We start from the raw sequence: 17,148 nt of genomic DNA, 5'->3' as shown, positions 1-17,148 counted from the left end.
AACGGGGCGCTGATTCCGGTTAGCACCATACGGAACGCACGCCCCGGTTGTCCAGGACCTAGGTCCTGCCGAGATCAGGACCCCAGGACCTGATGCCCGCCCGCGCGCGCGAGCAGGCTGGATGGCGTGGACGTACTCCAGCTCGCGAGATGGCAGTTCGGGATCACGACCGTCTACCACTTCCTCATGGTGCCGTTGACGATCGGGCTGTCCGTGCTGGTCGCGGGCATGCAGACGGCGTGGGTGCGAACCGGGAACCGCCGCTACTACGAGATGACCAAGTTCTGGGGCAAGCTCCTGCTGGTCAACTTCGCGATGGGCGTGGTGACCGGCATCGTGCAGGAATTCCAGTTCGGGATGAACTGGAACGCCTACTCGCGGTTCGTCGGCGACGTGTTCGGCGCGCCGCTCGCGATGGAGGGGCTGCTCGCGTTCTTCATCGAGTCGACCTTCCTCGGGTTGTGGATCTTCGGCTGGGACCGCTTGCCGAAGAAGGTGCACCTGGCGTGCGCGTGGGCGTTCTCGCTCGCGAGCATCGCGTCGGCGTACTTCATCCTGGCCGCGAACTCCTGGATGCAGCACCCGGTCGGCGTGGACTTCGTCAACGGGAAGCCGACGCTGCGGTCGATCGGGGCGGTGCTGACGAACAACACCGCGCTCGCCGCGATCCCGCACACGATCGCCGGCGCGTTCTCCGTCTCGGCCGCGTTCATCGTCGGCGTCGCCGCCTGGCACCTGTGGCGCAAGCGCAAGACCGACGACGAGCACCGCGCGACCTGGCGGACCTCGTTGCGGCTCGGCGCCTGGGTCGGCGTGGTCGCGTTCGCGGTCCTCGCGATCACCGGTGACCAGCAGGGCAAGCTGATGTTCCAGCAGCAGCCGATGAAGATGGCGTCGGCGGAGGCGCTGTGCCACACCGAGCAGCCGGCGAGCTTCTCGATCATCGCGATCGGCGACGTGGGCAAGCAGGACTGCGAAGACGTCAAGACGTTCAACGTGCCGGCGCTGCTGTCCTTCTTGGCGCACAACGACTTCCACACGCAGGTGAGCGGTGTCGAGGACCTGGTCGGGCAGTACCAGGCGAAGTACGGCACGAACTACCCGGACGACCCGGCGCTGGGCGAACTGGCCGGCAAGCCGATCGACTACACGCCCAACCTGCCGGTGACCTACTGGGGTTTCCGCGCCATGATCGGGTTCGGTGCGGCCGGCGCCGGGATCGGCGTCCTGGCGCTGTGGTTGACGCGGCGCGGCCGGATCCCGGACTCGAAGTGGTTCCCGCGGCTCGCCCTGCTGGGCATCGCGACCCCGTACATCGGCAACAGCGCCGGCTGGATCTTCACCGAGATGGGCCGCCAGCCGTTCGTCGTGGCGCCGAACCCGTCGGGGGTGGACGGGGTGTGGATGTTCACCGCGCAGGCCGTTTCGAACCTGGCCACGGGTGAGGTGTGGACGTCGCTGGTGACGCTGACGTTGCTGTACCTGGCGCTCGGGGTGGTCGAGGTGTTCCTGATGCGCAAGTACGTCCTGGGTGGCGTCGAGGGTGTGCTGCCGCCCGACAAACCTGGGCAGGACAAGGGCTCCGGCGATGCGCTCGCCTTCGCCTACTGAGGAGTGTGTACAGCATGTGGATAACTACGCGATTTGTGCACAACCTTGTGGATAACCCTGGGGAGGGACGATGACCCTCGAAACCGTGTGGTTCTGCATCATCGTGTTCTTCTGGCTCGGCTACCTGTTCCTCGAAGGGTTCGACTTCGGCGTCGGCATGCTGCTGCCCGTGCTCGGCCGCGACGACACCGAGCGCCGCGTCATGATCAACACGATCGGCCCGGTATGGGACGGCAACGAGGTGTGGATCATCGTCGCGGCCGGCGCGATGTTCGCGGCCTTCCCCGGCTGGTACGCCTCGCTCTTCTCCGGCGCGTACCTGCCGCTCCTCCTCGTGCTGCTCGCGCTGATCGGGCGCGGGGTGGCGTTCGAGTATCGCGGCAAGGTCGACTCGCTGCGCTGGCGCCGCAACTGGGATCGCGTGATCATGATCGGCTCGTGGATCCCGCCGCTGGGCGTCGGACTACTGCTCACGACCAGCGTGCTCGGCCTGCCGCTGGACGCGCACGGCAACCGGATCGGGTCCGCGTTCGCGGCGGTCCGCTGGGACACGCTGCTCGGCGCGCTCGCGATCGTCGGGTTCTCGTTCGTGCACGGCGCGGTGTTCCTCACCCTCAAGACCCGCAGTGAACTGCGGGAACGCGCGCGGCGGCTGGCCATCCGCGCGCTCCCGATCGCAGTGCTCCCGCTCGTCGCGCTGCTCGTGGTCGTGCAGCTGCGTGGGGGTTCACTGTGGACACTCGTCACGCTCGCGATCTCCGTCGCCGCAGCGGTTTTCGCGTGGCTCAGGCTGGTCACCGACCGCGACGGGCAGGCGTTCGCGGCGTTCGGCGTCACCATCGCGGCCGCGGTCGTGACGTTGTTCGGCGTGCTCTACCCGGATGTCCTTCCGTCCACTGTGGACCCGGCGAACTCGCTGACCATCGCCAACGCGGCGTCGAGCCACTACACGCTGGAAGTCATGTCCTGGGTCGGCGCGTTCGGCGCGCCCGCCGTGCTCATCTACCAGGGCTGGACCTACTGGGTGTTCCGCAAGCGGATCAGCACCGCCCAGATCCCGCCGGTGCACACCCCATGATCTTTCCCGGACGCACCACCCTTCCCGCCAACGTGTCCACAACGGACACAGGGCGCCCGGGAAAGGGACCGCTCGGCGCGTTGCCGGCCCTCTCCGCGGCCGCGCGCCGGGCGCTTGCCCTTGCCGCTCTCCTGGCCCTGGCTGGCGCCGCCGCGCTGGTGGCGCAGGCGTTCCTGCTCGCCTCCGCCGCGACGGCGGTCGTCGAGGGTCATGCCTTCCCGGCGACCGAGCTGGCCGTGCTGGCGGCCGTCGTGCTCGCTCGCGCGCTGATCACCTGGGCGATGCGCGTCGTCGCCGCCCGCGCCGCCGCCGGTGCCAAGGAGGAGTTGCGCGCGAAGACCGTCGACCACACGCTGCGGCTCGGCCCGGAATGGATCGCCGGACGTGGCCCCGCCGAGCTGACTTCCCTGGCCACCAAGGGACTCGACGCGCTCGACGCCTACTTCACCGACTACCTGCCCGCGCTCGTCACGGCTGCCGTCGTGCCGCTCGGCGCGGGCGCCGCGATCCTGTTCGCCGACTGGCCGTCCGCGGTGATCATCGCGCTGACCGTGCCCCTGCTGCCACTGTTCGCGATCCTCGTCGGCAAGTACACCGCCGCCCGCTCGGCCGCCGCGACCGACGCGCTGCACCGGCTTTCCGGACAGCTGCTGGAACTCGTCCGCGCACTGCCGGTGCTCGCGGCATTCCGGCGCGCGGAGGCACAGGCCGAGACGGTCCGTCTGGTGTCCGAGCGGCACCGCCGCGCCACGCTGAAAACGCTGAAAGTCGCGTTCTCCTCGGCCTTTGTGCTGGAGCTGGCCGCGACCCTGTCGGTCGCGCTGGTCGCCGTGCTCATCGGCGTCCGGCTCGTCGCGGGCGATCTGCCGCTCGTGATCGGCCTCGGCGTGCTGATCCTCGCGCCCGAGTGTTACCAGCCGCTGCGGTCGGTCGGCGCCGCGTTCCACGCCAGTGAGGATGGGGTCGAGGCGGTCCGCCGGGTCGCCGACGTCCTCGCGCTACCCGTCGCGCCCGACGGCACGCGGGTTCCCGAACCGGGGGAGATCCGCGTCGAGGGCCTGCAGGTGTTGCGCCGCAACGGGTTCGCGCCGGACGGGGAGTCGTTCGTCGCGCGGCCCGGTGAGATCACCTGGCTGCGGTCGCCCAGCGGCGCCGGGAAATCGACGACGCTCGCCGTGCTGCTGGGCTTCGTCCGGCCCGACGGCGGTCATGTCACCATTTCGGATGTCGATCTTCCGGAGATCCGGATGTCGGCGTTCCGGCGTGGGGTCGCGTGGGTGCCGCAGTCGCCGGTGTTCACGAGCGAGACGGTGGCCGAGGAGCTGCGAGGTGCCTCCACCGAGCTGCTCGACCAGCTGAACCTCGCGGGGTTCGAGTCCGCGCGGCTCGATCAGTTGTCGCTCGGCCAACGGCAACGGGTGGCCGTCGCGCGGGCGTTGGCGCGTGACGCGTGGCTGCTGCTGTTCGACGAACCGACCGCGCATCTCGACGCCGGCAACGCCGCCCGGGTCATGACCGCGATCGACGACGCGCGCCGCCGGGGTGCGGCGGTGATCATCGCCGCACACGAGCGGCCGGAGGCGACGACGGCTCGGCCCGGGAAGTCCGTCCTCCCGATCGCACAATCAGCAGCACGTGCCGCGACGCGGATGCGCCGCCTGCCCAGTAAGCGCTTTCTCGGCGGCGCCGTCCTCGGCGCGCTCGCACTCGTCGCGGGGCTCGCGCTCACCGCGACCTCCGGCTGGCTGATCGCGAAAGCCGCGCAACAGCCGCCGATCCTGACACTGACGGTCGCCGTCGTGGGCGTGCGCGCGTTCGGGCTCGGCCGCGCCGGACTGCGCTACGCCGAGCGCCTCACCACCCACGACGCGGCCTTCCGGATCGCCGGACGGCTTCGCGTCGATCTGTGGAAAACGTTGGTACGACTGGGCCCCGCGCACAGCCTGCGGCACGGCGAGAGCCAGCGCCGGCTGGTCGCCGACGTCGACACCGTGCGCGATCTGCTGCCCCGCGTGCTCACCCCGCCGCTCGTCGCGGGAATCGTGCTCGCCTGCGCGATCGTCGTACAGACCGTGCTGCTGCCGCCCGCCGGACTCGCGCTCGCGGTCGCCGTCCTGCTCGGCGCGGTCGCCGCACCGCTGCTCGCCCTCAGGCTGGAGCGCCGCGCCACCGCCGCGCTCGCGCGAGGACGCCGCGCCGTGAACGCGAAAGTATTCGACCTGTTCGAGAGGGCCGCCGAGTTGCTGGCCTTCGACCGGTACCGCGGCAGGCGCGAAGACCTCGCCGCCACCGACGCGGAACTCGTCGCCCAGGCACGGCGGCAGGCGTTCGGCGCCGGCGCGGCCGACGGGCTGATCGTGCTGGTCACCGGGCTCGCCGCAGTGGTGAGTACCTGGCTCGCGGCCGGGCGCCTCGACGCGGCGCTGGTGCCGGTGGTCGCCCTCATCCCACTCGCGCTGGCCGAGGTCATCACCATGGTGCCGCCCGTCGCGCAGCACTGGGACGCGCTGCGCGACGCCCGCGCGCGGCTCGACATCGAGACGCCGTCGGCCCAACAGCCCGAGCACGGCGATCACGTCCTGCTGCGCGGCGATATCGCGTGGCCGCAAGGAGAACCGGTGCTGCGCGAGGTCGATCTGGAGATCCCGCCGGGCACCCACGTCGCGGTGGTCGGTGAATCGGGAGCCGGGAAGTCGACCCTGCTCGCCGCGCTGCTCGGGTTCCTGACGCCCGCCACAGCGCGCGTCCCGGCCGAGATCGCCTGGGCACCGCAGGATCCGCAACTCGTGTCGACGACCGTCGCGGAGAACCTCCGGCTCGCCGACCCGCACGCGACCGACGCGCAGCTCACCGAAGCCCTCCGCCTGGCGTGCCTCGACCTGCCGCTCGACACCCTGCTCGGCAGCGCGGGCAGCGGCCTGTCCGGCGGCCAGGCCCAGCGGCTCGCGCTCGCCCGCGCCCTCGTCGCGGTGCCGAAGTCGAAGCTGGTGCTGCTCGACGAGCCGACCGCGCACCTCGACGAACCGACCGCGCGGGAGCTGCGCGCGAACCTGCGCACCGCACTCGCCGGGCACACCGTGGTACAGGTGACGCACCATCCGGACGAAGCGGCCGGGGCCGATGTCGTCTGGGAAGTCCGCGACGGTCACGTGCACACCCGGGTTCCGGAAGGCGTCTACTCTTGATGTCGCTGATGGAACCCATGTTTGCCGCCCAGGCGCTGTCCGCGGCCACCGACATCACCACGGCCGCGCTCTCCGGCGACGAGCCCGACGCCGTGCTGGCCTCGGTCGTGCACAAGGCGGTCGAGTTCGCGCATGCCGACCTCGGCCTGATCATGGTGCGCACCGACGACGGCAGCGTGTCCATCGAAGCCGGAGCCGGACCGCAGACCACGGACGTGCACGGCCTGCTGCTGCCCCCCGACTCCGCCGCGGGCCAGGTCGCGCACGGCGGCGAGACCGTGGTGACCGACGACTTCACGATCGACCCGCGGACAGCGCCGCACGTGCCCGACGAGCTGCGCGGTTACGGCCCCTTCGCGGCCGTCCCGTTCGGCACCGGCGGCCGGGTGCTGGGGGCGCTGGCCGTGTATCGCAAGCACGGCGCCGAGGGTTTCTCCGCGGGCACGGTCGAGGTACTGAGCGCGTTCGCCGCGCAGGTCGGCGTGGTGCTGGCACTGGCCGAAGGCGCCAACGCGCGGCACCGCGTGACGCTGTACGAGGAGCGCGAGCGCATCGCGCGCGAGTTGCACGACGTGATCGTGCAGCGGTTGTACGCGGCCGGCATGCAGCTCGACCGCGTCCGGCGGCGGATGCGCAAGCGGTTCGCCGGCACCGACGCGACCCGGCTCGGTGAGGCGATCGACCAACTGGACCAGACCATTGCGGAGATTCGCGGGACGGTGCACAGCCTGCGTTCGCCCGCGCCGGAGCTGGAGGCTGCGTCGAACGCGCTACCGAAGACGGATCTCGCCGAGTCCGCTCGCGGCGAGGTGCGCATCGCCGAGGAACTGCTGGGCTTTCCGCCGACGCTGGAGCTGTCCGGCGAGTTCGCCGACATCCCGGCCGAGCGTGCCGACCACATCCGGGCCGCGCTGCGCGAAGCACTGTCCAATGTGGTCCGTCACTCGGGTGCCAGCGAAACCAGGGTGACCCTGCACCGGGACGCCCGCGAGGTACGGCTTCGCGTGCGGGACAACGGTTCCGGCGTGCCGCAGGGGGTCGAGACCCGCGGGCTGCGGCATCTCGCCGAGCGGGCGAAGGCCGCCGGCGGGAGGTTCTACCTCAACTCTTCGCCGAGTCTGGGCACGCTCGTCGCGTTCGACCTGCCGTTGGATCCGGACAAGCTCGCCAGCTGATCCCGGGCGGCCGCGGCGACGTTCGCGGGCACGCCGAGTTCGCCGAGCATGTCCGCAGCCGCGGCCATTTCCGTGGTGCGGCGCTTGGCATGCTTGTACGAACCGGTCACCAGCCTGTCCACTGTGGACTTGTCGGCGGTGGTCAGCTCGTGCACGATGATCTCCCGCAACCAGTCCTCGCAGCCCGCCGCGCGCGCCGCCGCCAAAGCCTCGACGACCGCGGCCGACATGCCCTTGAAGAACACGCTGCGCAACAACTTCCGTTCCGCGGCCAGCCCCGCTTCGCCCGCCATCACCTCGACCGACGCCCCGAGCGAGCGCAGCAACGCGGCGGTGGGCTCGGCCGCCGGACCGCTGGCCAGCATCGGCACGCGCAGGCCCTTGCCCGGCACCGGCGCCATGATCGCGATATCGGTGAACGGCACCCCGGCCGCGATCGAGGCCAGTTCCCGCTTGAGGCCGGGCGATGCGGTGTTGAGGTCCGCCCAGATCCCGGTGGTCTTCGGCAGCCCGGCGCGCAGCGCGCCGACCGCGGCGGTCGCGCTGTTCACGCTCAGCACCAGGTCCGCGCCCTCAGCGGCCTCGGCTTCGGACGACGTGTCGACGATCCCGTCGGTAGCCCGCACGGCCGGGTCGTAGCCACGGACGACGGCCCCCGCGGCGACGAGATCGCGGGCGATCGCGCCGCCCGCCTCCCCGAGACCGAGGACCGCGATCGTGACTGTCGTTCCGGACATAGCAGACTCCTTCTGGTACGCGGGTTAGCATCGAGTAGACGATGTCCAAGACAAAATTGTCAACAATCTGAGGCTGAGGAGTGGCAGCGGTGACGGAGGCGCAGGTCGAGCAGCCGGTGGTGATCGCGATCCGCGAGGCGATCGTCCGCGGCGAGTTCGTGCCCAACCAGCGGCTGGTCGAGGCCGACCTGTCCGCGCAGTTCTCGGCGAGCCGGGCGAACGTGCGCGCCGCGCTGATCGAGCTCGCCAACGAGGGGCTCGTCGAACGCGTGCAGAACCGCGGCGCCCGGGTGCGCGCGGTCTCGGTCGAAGAGGCCGTCGAGATCTCCGAGGTGCGGATGATGCTCGAAGCGCTGTGCGCGGCCAAGGCGGCCGAGCGGATCACCGACGAGGAGATCGCGGAGCTGGCGAAGCTGGGCGAGGACATGCGCGCGGCCGTCGCCGCCGGTGACGTGGTCGGCTATTCCGGCCTCAACCAGCGGCTGCACCTGCGCGTGCGCGAGATCAGCGCGCAGCACACCGCCTCGCAGGTGCTGGAACGGCTGCGCGGGCAGAGTGTGCGGCACCAGTTCCGGCTCGCGATGCGGCCGGGCCGGCCGTCGGTCTCGCTGCCCGAGCACCTGGAGATCATCGAGAGCATTTGCGCGCACGATTCTGAGCGAGCCCAGCGGGCGGCGCGAGCCCACCTGGAGAGCGTGATCAAGGCCTTGCGTGAGACAGATGGCCTAGCTACCCCTTGACGGCTGTCGCCAAGATTGTTAACAATTTGGTCGGAAATGCTGTCAAGGGAGTCAGATGACCGACCATCCTCAGCCCTCCGAGCATGCGCGAGAGCTCGTCCGAGGTGCTTATGACGTGCACATTCACGTCGCGCCGGATGTGATGAAACGGCGGATCGACGACGTCACGCTCGCCGAGCGGTTCGAAGCCGCCGGCATGGCGGGGTTCGTGCTCAAGTCGCATTACGTGCCGACCGCCGAGCGGGCGGAGGTGGTCCGGCGGGCGCGTCCCGGGATCGATGCCCTCGGCGCGATCACGCTCAACGCGTCCGTCGGCGGGCTCAACCCGATCGCCGTCGAGATCGCCGGCCGCGGCGGTGCCCGGTTCGTCTGGCTGCCCACAGTGGACAGTGCGAACCAGCGGCAGTGCCAGGCCGAGGAACCCGAAGGCGCCAAACCGCCGATGTGGGCGCGACTCCAAGCCGACCTCGCCGAGGCAGGCATGGCGGCCGACCCGGTCGACGTCCTCGACGCCGACGGCAAGGTGCTCGAACGGACCCGCCAGGTGCTGCGGCTGATCGCGAAGCACGACATGACGCTCGCGACCGGCCATCTGCACCAGGACGAGTCGTTCGCGGTGATCGACGCCGCGCTCGACGAGGGCGTGCGGCGGATCGTCGTCACCCACCCGGAATTCACGTCGCAGCGGATCGGCATCGAACGGCAGAAAGCGCTTGCCGAGAAGGGCGCGTTGCTGGAGCGGTGCTTCACGACGCCGTACACCGGCAAGGTCGACTGGGAGGTCTGGCTCGGCAACATCCGCGCCGCCGGGCCGGAACATTCGGTGATTTCCAGCGATCTCGGCCAGCCGTTCAACCCGCCGGTCGAGGACGGCCTCCCGCTCTGCGCGGATCGCTTGCTGGACAACGGTTTCACGGACGAGGAGGTCCGGTTGATGATCGTGCACAACAGCCGCCGGCTGGTGGGTGCGGAACCGCTCGCGGACGCGCCGGACCGGCTCCGGTGACCGCCGTGCTGGCCGCGGACGCGGTCACCAAACAGTTCGCCAAGGGGGACACCGCGACCGTCGCGTTGCGCGAGTTCTCCGTGACGATCGAGGAAGGCAGCTTCGTCACCCTGCTCGGCCGCAGTGGTTGCGGCAAATCGACCCTGCTCAACATGCTCGCCGGGCTGACCGTGCCGACCACCGGCGAGATCCGCTACCGCGACCGGCGGCTCGGCGGGCCGGACACGAACATCGGCTACCTGACCCAGCACGACACCCTGATGCCGTGGCGCGACGTGCGGCGCAATGTCGAGATGCCGCTGGAAATCCGTGGTGTGCCGGCGAAACAGCGCAAACCGGTCGCCGAGGACCTGATCCGGCGGGTCGGCCTCGACGGGTTCGAAAAGCATTACCCGCGCGAGCTTTCCGGTGGCATGCGCCGGCGTGCGAGTCTCGCCCGGATGCTCGCGGGTGCCCCGGAAACGCTGCTGATGGACGAGCCGTTCGGTGCCCTCGACGCCCAGCTGCGGATGGAACTGCAGGAAGAGTTGTTGCGGCTGTGGCAGGGCAGCGGGCAGACGGTGGTGTTCGTGACGCACGACATCGAAGAGGCGCTGCTGCTGGGCGACCGGGTCGTGGTGCTCGGCCGGCTGGGCCGCGTCCTGCTCGACCGCGAGATCGGCCTCGCCCGGCCGCGCTCGGCCGACGACCTGCGCGTGGACTCGGAGTTCGTCGCGCTGCACAAGGAACTTTCGGCGGCACTCAAGGAGGGGCGATGACGCTCACCGCGACCGAGGCCGGGCCCGTCCGGGTCGGCCTCGACCGGACCTGGTGGCAGCGGCACGGCAGCGCGACCATCGTGTGGTCGCTGCGGATCGGCCTGCTGGCGGTGCTCATCGTGCTGTGGCAGCTCGCCGCGGACCGCTGGATCGACAGCACGTTCACCAGCAAGCCGACGGATATCGTGCAACGCCTTGGCGAATGGGGCGCCGACGGTACATTGTGGACGAACACCTGGATCACCGTGCAGGAGATCGTCTACGGCTTCCTGCTCGGCGCCGCGGCGGGCGCGATCGCCGGGTTCGTGCTGGCGTCGCTGAACCTGATCTACCGCGTGCTCGACCCGTTCGTGATGGCGCTGTACGCGATCCCGAAGGTCGCGCTGGCACCGCTGTTCATCGTGTGGTTCGGCATCGGCATGCACATGAAGGTGCTGCTCGCGGCCGCGACGGTGTTCTTCCTGGTGTTCCTGAATACGGCCGCCGGGGTGCGCGAGGTGGACCGCGGGCTGATCGACGCGGTCCGGCTGATGGGCGGCAACCGCCGCGACATCGCCGTCCGGGTGGTGCTGCCCGCGTCGATGACCGGCCTGCTGACCGGGCTCAAGGTCTCCATCCCGTACGCGCTGATCGGCGCGGTGATCGGGGAACTGGTCGCGTCGAACCGCGGGCTCGGCTACCTGATCAACGACTCCGCCTCGCAGTTCGACACCGCGGGCGTGTTCGCGACGCTGGTCGTGCTGAGCGTCGTCGCGGGCGTGCTGAACGTGTTCGTCAGCCTGATCGGGCGGCGGGTCAACCGGTGGAAGCCGATCGATGACTGACCGCCGGACGTTTCTGAAAGCGCTTTCCGCCGCGCCGCTGCTGGTCGCCGCGGGCTGTGCGACCCGCGAGTCGACCACCCCGCCCGGCGTGCTCAACATCGGCCAGATCAGCGACTCGGTCGCGTTCCTGCCGCTGTTCATCGCCGAGAAACAGGGCTATTTCACAGCGGAAGGCCTGACCCTCGGTGACCGGCCACGGCTGGGCACCGGCGCGAAGGTCGCCGCCGCGCTCAAATCGGGCAGCGTCGACCTGGGCGCCGGCGTGATCACCGACGCGTTCAACCTCGCCAAGATCGATGACGGCACGCGGATCGTGACGAGCCTGGTCACCGAGTACTACGTGGACATCGTCGTGCCGGCCTCGTTCCCGGAACCACCGACGTTGAACGAAAAGGTCCAGGCGCTGGTGGGCAAGAAGATCGGCATCACCGGTCCGGGCAGCGGCACCGAGGCGCTGGTGGACTACCTGTTCAGCAGCATCGGCCGCAACGCCGCGGTCGACTCGACGCTGGTGAACCTCGGCAGCGCCACGACCTCCGCGATCGGTGCGCTCAAAGCGAATCGGGTGGACGCCCTCGCGTTCTTCCAGCCGATCGCCCAGCAGGCCGCCGCCGCGAAGGTCGGCCGGACCTACATCTCCCCGGCGCGAGGCGACGTGCCGAGCCTGCGCGGGGCGCTGCACGGTGTCGTGTTCAGCACCGAGAAACTCCTCGACCGCAAGCAGCACGAACTCGCCGCGTTCCAGCGTGCGATGACCAGGGCGCTCGCGGACATCCACGGGAATCCGGCGCAGGTCCGGTCGCTGCTGGGCCAGTACCTCAAGGGCACCGACGCGAAGGCACTCGACGCGCTGGTGCCGATCCTGCCGCCCGAGGTGCCGCCGACCCCGGAGGTGCGGCGGGCTTCGTACGAAACGGCGCGGAAGTTCCATTTGGACAGTGGGCTGGTCCGCAAGGCACCGAGCTACGAAAACTTTCTGTACGGCCAAAATGTGAGCTAAGCGCTGACGCCCTCGATGGTCTGGAGGACCGTCCCGAGTAGACCCGCGAGCTCGGACCGTTCGGGGTCCGACAGGTTGTCCAGCGCGGCGCGCTCCGATTCGAACTGGCGCGGCAGCAGCTCGTCGATCAGCACGGTGCCCTTGTCGGTGAGCCGGACGTGCACCACGCGGCGGTCGCGCTCGCTCGCCGTGCGCGACACCAGGTCCATCCGCGCGAGCCGGTCGAGCCGCTTGGTGATGGCCGCCCCGGAGGACAGCATCTCGCGGCTGAGCTGACCCGGATTGAGCACCGCGTTGCGGCGCAACGCACACAGCACGTCGAACTCGGCCTTCGTCAGTTCGTGCCCGGCCAGCAGATCGTCGGTTTCGCGGCGGATCAGGGAGGCGAGCCGCAGCACGCGCCCGATCACCACCATTCCGGAAGTGTCCAGCTCGGGGCGCACCTCCCCCCACTGCCGCTGCGCTCTGTCGATGAGATCACTCACCGCAATGCTCCTTCGCCCCAAAGAATTTTTTATTGATGCGGAATCGATGGCGGCGAACATAGTCCGGTTCGTTTTCGTGACCGCAGGGCGTGCCCTTTTGTCACGGAGAGTAAGGAGATTCAGTTATTTCGCTCGCCGCGCGACCCACGCGGCGGCCTGCGTACGGCGCTGCATGCCGAGCTTGGCGAGCACCGAGGTCACGTAGTTCTTGACCGTTTTCTCCGCCAGGAACAGGCGTTCCGCGATCTCGCGGTTGGACAGTCCGTCGCCGATCAGGTGCAGCACACTGCGTTCCCGGTCGGTCAGCTGCTCGTACTCGTCCGCCTGCGGATGGCGTAGTTTTTCGAGCACCCGCGCGGTGGTCACCGGGTCGAGCAGCGAGCGCCCGGCCGCGATCTCGCGGACCGCGTTCACCACGTCCTGCCCGCGGACCTGCTTCAGCAGATAGCCCGCGGCACCGGCCATGATCGCGCCGACCATCGCGTCGTCGTCATCGAACGCGGTCAGCACGAGGCAGTGCGGCGGGTTCGGCTTCGAACGCAGCTCGCGGCAGAGCGCCACCCCGTCGCCGTCGCCGAGCCGGACGTCGACGACCGCGACATCGGGTTCGACGTGCATCGCCACGGCCAGTGCCTCGTCGGCGCTGCCGGCCTCCGCGACGACCTCGATATCCGGCTCGTCACTCAGCAGTTCGCGCAGCCCGCGCCGGACCACCTCGTGATCATCGACGAGCAGCACCTCGATGGCCATACGCCCAGGCTAGTCGGCCCAGATCCGCCGTGACGTTCCCGCGGGATCGGCTTCCAGCGAGACCGGCGCGTCCCATCGCCGCGCCAGCCGCTCGCCCGGCTCGTACTCGGCCCAGCCCGGGTCGCCGGTCGTGGCGAACGCCGTCCACGATTCACGCATCTGCTCGGCGAGCGTCAGCGCCTCCGGCGGTACCGGTGTGCCGAGCACGTTCGAGCCGAGCGGGCCGTCGAAGTTGCCGAACACCAGCGGCACGTCGAGCCCGTGGCAGGCGCGCAGGATCCCGCCGAACGCGGGGCTCGGCCAGGTCAGCTCGTAGAGCCAGCTGCGGCCCGGATGTTCCTGCGCGCACCACGTCCCGGGCATCCGGAAGGCGGTGTCGGACATGATCAGCACGTACAGGTCGGCGTCGGACAGGTCCGGATACGCGGCCCGGTAACCGCCGATCCTGGGACCGGCCACGGTGGCGGGATCGATCGCGCCGAGGTCCTCGCCGGCGGTGAACAGCCGGAACTCGTCATGGTTGAACCCGGTGATCAGGTCCACTTCTTTGCGCAGGCGGCGCCACGGCAGGTCGGGCACCAGGTCGCCGTCGAGGATCGGGCCGAACGGCGTGAACGACTCCGGCGAGGACTGGACGGCGTGGATCGCCTCGGAGCCCACCTCGCCGAACGCCTCGGCGGTCAGCGGGACGCCGAGCGCGCCGGCGATGCGCTCGGCCGTGCCGCGCGCCGTCTCCTCCGACTGGAACCCGTCGGCCACGCTCTGCCCGATGCCACGGCGGAACAGGTCACGCGCGGCGTCGGCGGCGGTCAGCGCGACGACCGCGGTGGCGCCGGCGGACTCGCCGAACAGCGTCACGTTCGCGGGGTCGCCGCCGAAGTTCGCGATGTTGTCCCGCACCCACCGCAGCGCCGCGAGCTGGTCGAGGAACGCGCGGTTGTGCGGCTGGTCCGGCAGCCAGCCGAAACCCTCGTAGCCCACGCGGTAGTTCAGCGTCACGATCACGAGCCCGCCGCCGGCCAGCGTCGCGCCGTCGTAGTCGGCCTGGCTCGCCGTGCCGGCGAGGAACGCGCCGCCGTAGATCCACACCATCACCGGCAGCCCGCGCGCGCCGGGATCCGGCGTCCAGACGTTGACGGTCAGCGATTCCGTGTCGTCGCCGGGACTCCATGGCGACGGGCGATTCGCCTGGCGCGTGCCCTGCGGCGGGTCGGCGCTGTAGCGGGCCGCGTCGCGCTCACCGTCCCACGGCTTGGGCGGCTGCGGCGGCTGGAACCGGCGGATGCCGTCGAGCGGCGCCGCGTACGGGATGCCCTTGAAGGAGCTGACGCCGCCGGCCGTCCTGCCGCGCACCGCGCCGGACGTGGTCTTGACGAGTGGATCCACGAGTCATGGAATACCAGAACGCGGCTGGTCCGGACAAGATCACTGGTTTTCGCAGGGCTTGCCCCGGTGGTGGTCCTGCGGTGGCCGGCAGGTCGTCCTGGTGGTAGGGGGTGCGGCCGGCGGGGCGGGCGGCGGCGCGACGGTGGTGTTCGGCGGAGCGACGCCGGTCGGCGGGGCGCCGCTGGCGGGCGGCAGTGTGGAAGACGCCTGTGCGGGCGCGTCGATCTGCCCGTCGCACGGCGGACCCCAGAGCCCCGCCTTTTCCGTCTTGGCCGATGATTCGGCCGCCTGCAGGGCCGGGCCGTAGGTGGCGGCGAACGCGTCGGCGACGTATTTCGCGTTCCCGTACCGCAATGCGGCCATCGAGAAGTTCGTCCCATCGGGAAACGCGATCACCGCGAGCGTGCCATCGGGAGTGTCGAGCATTTTCGCGGTGACTTCTTTTCCGGTCAGGAAGTTACTCGCCCACTGTGCCGATTCGGTGCCGTAGCAGTTGTCTTCGAGGGGCAGTTCGATGCCCGCTGCCCGAACGGTCAGTTGTTTTCCACCCGTATCGGTGAGTTTCACGGTGGTGCCCGCGATACCGGTCGCGGTGTAGCGCACCGGTGGTGCCGAAGTGGCGGTCGGCGACATGGTCGTGTCGTGTGCGACATTGGCCGGTGCCGGCGACCCGCCGAGCAGCGCGGACAGCACGAACAGCACGGCGAAGCCGCCCACGGTGATCTTGAGCCAAATGGGCACGTGTCTTTTCGGCACGTGAGTTTCTCGTTTCTCAGGCGGAATCCGTTACGTTTCCGTGCCCTCCGGCGATTAGCGGGCGATGGCACCTTTGGACACGCTGCGGTTGGCCCGGGATGGGCGGTTTCCGGCGACAGAGACGGAATTCACGGCAATCGATTTCCGGACCACCGGGCTGAGACCCGGGCATGTCGTCGAGGCAGCCGCCGTGCGCGTCCGTGCGGACGGCACCGTGCTGACGGAGTACACGACGATGGTCAACCCCGGCTGGCATGTCGAGACGGGGCCCGAGACGTTGCACCACATCAGCCGCCGCGAGCTGGACAGCGCGCCCACGTTCGCCGAGGTGCTGGGGGATCTGCTCGAGCTGTGCCAGAACGCCGTGCTCGTCGCCCACAACCTGCCGGTCACGCTCGAGTTCCTGGCCGCGGAGCTGGCGCCGATCGACGTGCGCCTGCCGCCGCTGCCGGCGATCGGCACGCTGGAGACCGCGCGCGAGGCGCTGCGCCTGCCGAACTCGCGGCTCGCCACCGTCGCGGCCGCGCTCGGCATCCCGGACTTTCCGGGACACCTGGCGCTGGCGAACGCGAGGACCGTGGCGGCGGTGGTGTCCGGGTTGATCAGCCGGCACGGCCTCGCGCTCACCGACGCGCCGCGGTTCCCGGAGCTGCCCCCGTTCGCCGGCGGCGAGCACGGGCTGTCCCGGCAGTTCGAAGAAGTGCTCGGGCGGACCTGGCTCGCGGATCTGGCCGGACGGGCCCGGAGCGCTGCTGAGGACCCGGTGCGCGAGGCGTACGGCGAGCTGCTTGCGGCGGCGGTCACTGATCACTACGTGTCCCCGGACGAGTCGCGTGACCTGGCGAAACTGGCCGCGGGTGCGGGCATCGCGGTGCGCGAGGAGAACTTCGGGTTCGTGGCGGCGATGCGTGATGCCGCCGAGGAGCGGGGTGCCCTCACCGAGGCCGAGGCCCGCGACCTCACCGGCCTCGCGACCGCGCTCGGCGTGCCCGAAGCCGCCCCCGCGCTGCGGCCACGTGCCGACCTGCGGGACACGGACGTCCTGTTCGCACGAGTACCGGTCGTCGCCACGGGACGGCATGTCTGGGCGGCGCGGGCGCTCATGGCGGCGGGCCTGCTGGTGATGGTGCTGTCGCTGGTGATCCTGCTGGCGGGTGGTTCGTTCGTGGGCGCGCTGTTGCTGGCGATATCGGGGGTGGCCGCCCTCTGTGGCGGCTGGTACCTCAGCGAGCCTCCCGTGAGCTAGGGATTGTATGACCCGTGTGAGGTGCGCATCCTCCGATCGAGCGCGGGGCACGCATGCGGTATCACTGTGTGTATGTCGGCGATCCCCGAGCTCCAGCAGCGGCAGATCGATCGTTGGTGTGAACGGCGCGTTCCGGCGGACAAGCGGATCAGGTCCCGCTGGCGCGGAAGCACGGTGACGCTCGTCGAGCGGCGCCCGGACTGGTCCGGCGACGCACTGGGCGAGCGGGCGTTCGCTCAGCTCCGCTACGGCGTCGACAGCATGTGGACCCTCTACTACTGGTCCGAGGAGCAGGGCCGGTGGCGTAAGTATCCGCAGAGTGTCCGGGAGAACTCGCCGGTCCCGCTGCTCGCCGATATCGACCGCAGCGCGTCCGACGGGTACTTCTTCACCCTGCAAACTTGACGGAGC

At 70.1% G+C, this 17,148-nt stretch carries 16 protein-coding genes; 11 read left to right on the top strand and 5 right to left on the bottom strand.

Annotated features, from left to right (window positions below):
* Positions 1 to 126: 126 nt before the first annotated feature.
* The 4 genes from LOZ83_RS10305 (at position 127) to LOZ83_RS10290 (ending at position 7,049) form a co-directional block, all read left to right on the top strand.
* A complete protein-coding gene (locus LOZ83_RS10305; RefSeq protein ID WP_236790196.1) occupies positions 127 to 1,611 on the top strand; it encodes a cytochrome ubiquinol oxidase subunit I in 1,485 nt (494 codons plus the stop codon).
* 70 nt (positions 1,612 to 1,681) lie between these two features.
* Positions 1,682 to 2,689, top strand: coding sequence for a cytochrome d ubiquinol oxidase subunit II (cydB, locus tag LOZ83_RS10300; protein ID WP_236790194.1), 1,008 nt, complete (start codon positions 1,682 to 1,684; stop codon positions 2,687 to 2,689).
* Entirely contained in the window at positions 2,686 to 5,874 is a 3,189-nt protein-coding gene (gene cydD, locus LOZ83_RS10295; RefSeq protein ID WP_236790193.1) for a thiol reductant ABC exporter subunit CydD, read from the top strand. Before cydB ends, cydD begins: the two co-directional genes overlap by 4 nt.
* Positions 5,875 to 5,882: 8 nt before the next feature.
* Positions 5,883 to 7,049, top strand: coding sequence for a GAF domain-containing sensor histidine kinase (locus LOZ83_RS10290; protein ID WP_236790192.1), 1,167 nt, complete (start codon positions 5,883 to 5,885; stop codon positions 7,047 to 7,049).
* On the opposite strand, the gene LOZ83_RS10285 is transcribed toward LOZ83_RS10290, so the two are convergent.
* Positions 6,971 to 7,786 (bottom strand): NAD(P)-dependent oxidoreductase, encoded by an 816-nt coding sequence (locus LOZ83_RS10285; protein WP_236790191.1) that lies wholly within the window; start codon positions 7,784 to 7,786, stop codon positions 6,971 to 6,973. The two genes, LOZ83_RS10290 and LOZ83_RS10285, sit on opposite strands and share 79 nt — an antisense overlap.
* An 89-nt stretch (positions 7,787 to 7,875) precedes the next feature.
* On the opposite strand from LOZ83_RS10285, the gene LOZ83_RS10280 reads away from it, so the two are divergent.
* Genes LOZ83_RS10280 through LOZ83_RS10260 form a run of 5 tightly spaced genes read left to right on the top strand, consistent with a single transcriptional unit; the run spans position 7,876 to position 12,114 of the window.
* Positions 7,876 to 8,526 (top strand): GntR family transcriptional regulator, encoded by a 651-nt coding sequence (locus LOZ83_RS10280; RefSeq protein WP_236790190.1) that lies wholly within the window; start codon positions 7,876 to 7,878, stop codon positions 8,524 to 8,526.
* 55 nt (positions 8,527 to 8,581) lie between these two features.
* Complete coding sequence (locus tag LOZ83_RS10275) at positions 8,582 to 9,532, top strand: DUF6282 family protein (protein ID WP_236790189.1); 951 nt, start codon at positions 8,582 to 8,584, stop codon at positions 9,530 to 9,532.
* Complete coding sequence (locus tag LOZ83_RS10270; protein WP_236790188.1) at positions 9,529 to 10,290, top strand: ABC transporter ATP-binding protein; 762 nt, start codon at positions 9,529 to 9,531, stop codon at positions 10,288 to 10,290. The genes LOZ83_RS10275 and LOZ83_RS10270 overlap by 4 nt, the downstream gene beginning before the upstream one ends.
* A complete protein-coding gene (locus LOZ83_RS10265; protein WP_236790185.1) occupies positions 10,287 to 11,114 on the top strand; it encodes an ABC transporter permease in 828 nt (275 codons plus the stop codon). Before LOZ83_RS10270 ends, LOZ83_RS10265 begins: the two co-directional genes overlap by 4 nt.
* Positions 11,107 to 12,114 carry an ABC transporter substrate-binding protein gene (locus tag LOZ83_RS10260; RefSeq protein ID WP_236790184.1) on the top strand — a complete coding sequence of 336 codons (1,008 nt, stop codon included), beginning with the start codon at positions 11,107 to 11,109 and terminating at the stop codon, positions 12,112 to 12,114. The genes LOZ83_RS10265 and LOZ83_RS10260 overlap by 8 nt, the downstream gene beginning before the upstream one ends.
* On the opposite strand, the gene LOZ83_RS10255 is transcribed toward LOZ83_RS10260, so the two are convergent.
* The 4 genes from LOZ83_RS10255 to LOZ83_RS10240 all read right to left on the bottom strand — a co-directional run bounded on the left by LOZ83_RS10255 (position 12,111) and on the right by LOZ83_RS10240 (position 15,491).
* Positions 12,111 to 12,599 carry a MarR family winged helix-turn-helix transcriptional regulator gene (locus LOZ83_RS10255; RefSeq protein WP_236790183.1) on the bottom strand — a complete coding sequence of 163 codons (489 nt, stop codon included), beginning with the start codon at positions 12,597 to 12,599 and terminating at the stop codon, positions 12,111 to 12,113. The genes LOZ83_RS10260 and LOZ83_RS10255 overlap by 4 nt on opposite strands.
* Positions 12,600 to 12,722: 123 nt before the next feature.
* Positions 12,723 to 13,349: a response regulator transcription factor gene (locus LOZ83_RS10250; protein WP_236790181.1), complete on the bottom strand. Its 627-nt coding sequence runs from the start codon at positions 13,347 to 13,349 to the stop codon at positions 12,723 to 12,725.
* Between the two features lie 9 nt (positions 13,350 to 13,358).
* Positions 13,359 to 14,735: a carboxylesterase/lipase family protein gene (locus tag LOZ83_RS10245; RefSeq protein ID WP_236790180.1), complete on the bottom strand. Its 1,377-nt coding sequence runs from the start codon at positions 14,733 to 14,735 to the stop codon at positions 13,359 to 13,361.
* A gap of 39 nt (positions 14,736 to 14,774) precedes the next feature.
* Positions 14,775 to 15,491: a thermonuclease family protein gene (locus tag LOZ83_RS10240; RefSeq protein ID WP_236790179.1), complete on the bottom strand. Its 717-nt coding sequence runs from the start codon at positions 15,489 to 15,491 to the stop codon at positions 14,775 to 14,777.
* Positions 15,492 to 15,555: 64 nt separating this feature from the next.
* On the opposite strand from LOZ83_RS10240, the gene LOZ83_RS10235 reads away from it, so the two are divergent.
* Together LOZ83_RS10235 and LOZ83_RS10230 are read left to right on the top strand one after the other, a co-directional pair.
* Entirely contained in the window at positions 15,556 to 16,737 is a 1,182-nt protein-coding gene (locus LOZ83_RS10235) for a 3'-5' exonuclease (protein WP_255823491.1), read from the top strand.
* A gap of 72 nt (positions 16,738 to 16,809) precedes the next feature.
* Positions 16,810 to 17,142: a hypothetical protein gene (locus LOZ83_RS10230; RefSeq protein ID WP_236790177.1), complete on the top strand. Its 333-nt coding sequence runs from the start codon at positions 16,810 to 16,812 to the stop codon at positions 17,140 to 17,142.
* The last annotated feature ends 6 nt before the right edge of the window (positions 17,143 to 17,148 follow it).

The sequence above is a fragment of the Amycolatopsis sp. GM8 genome, assembly GCF_021653975.1.
In the GTDB taxonomy this organism is placed as follows: domain Bacteria; phylum Actinomycetota; class Actinomycetes; order Mycobacteriales; family Pseudonocardiaceae; genus Amycolatopsis_E.
This window is presented reverse-complemented; position numbering and strand designations above follow the sequence as displayed.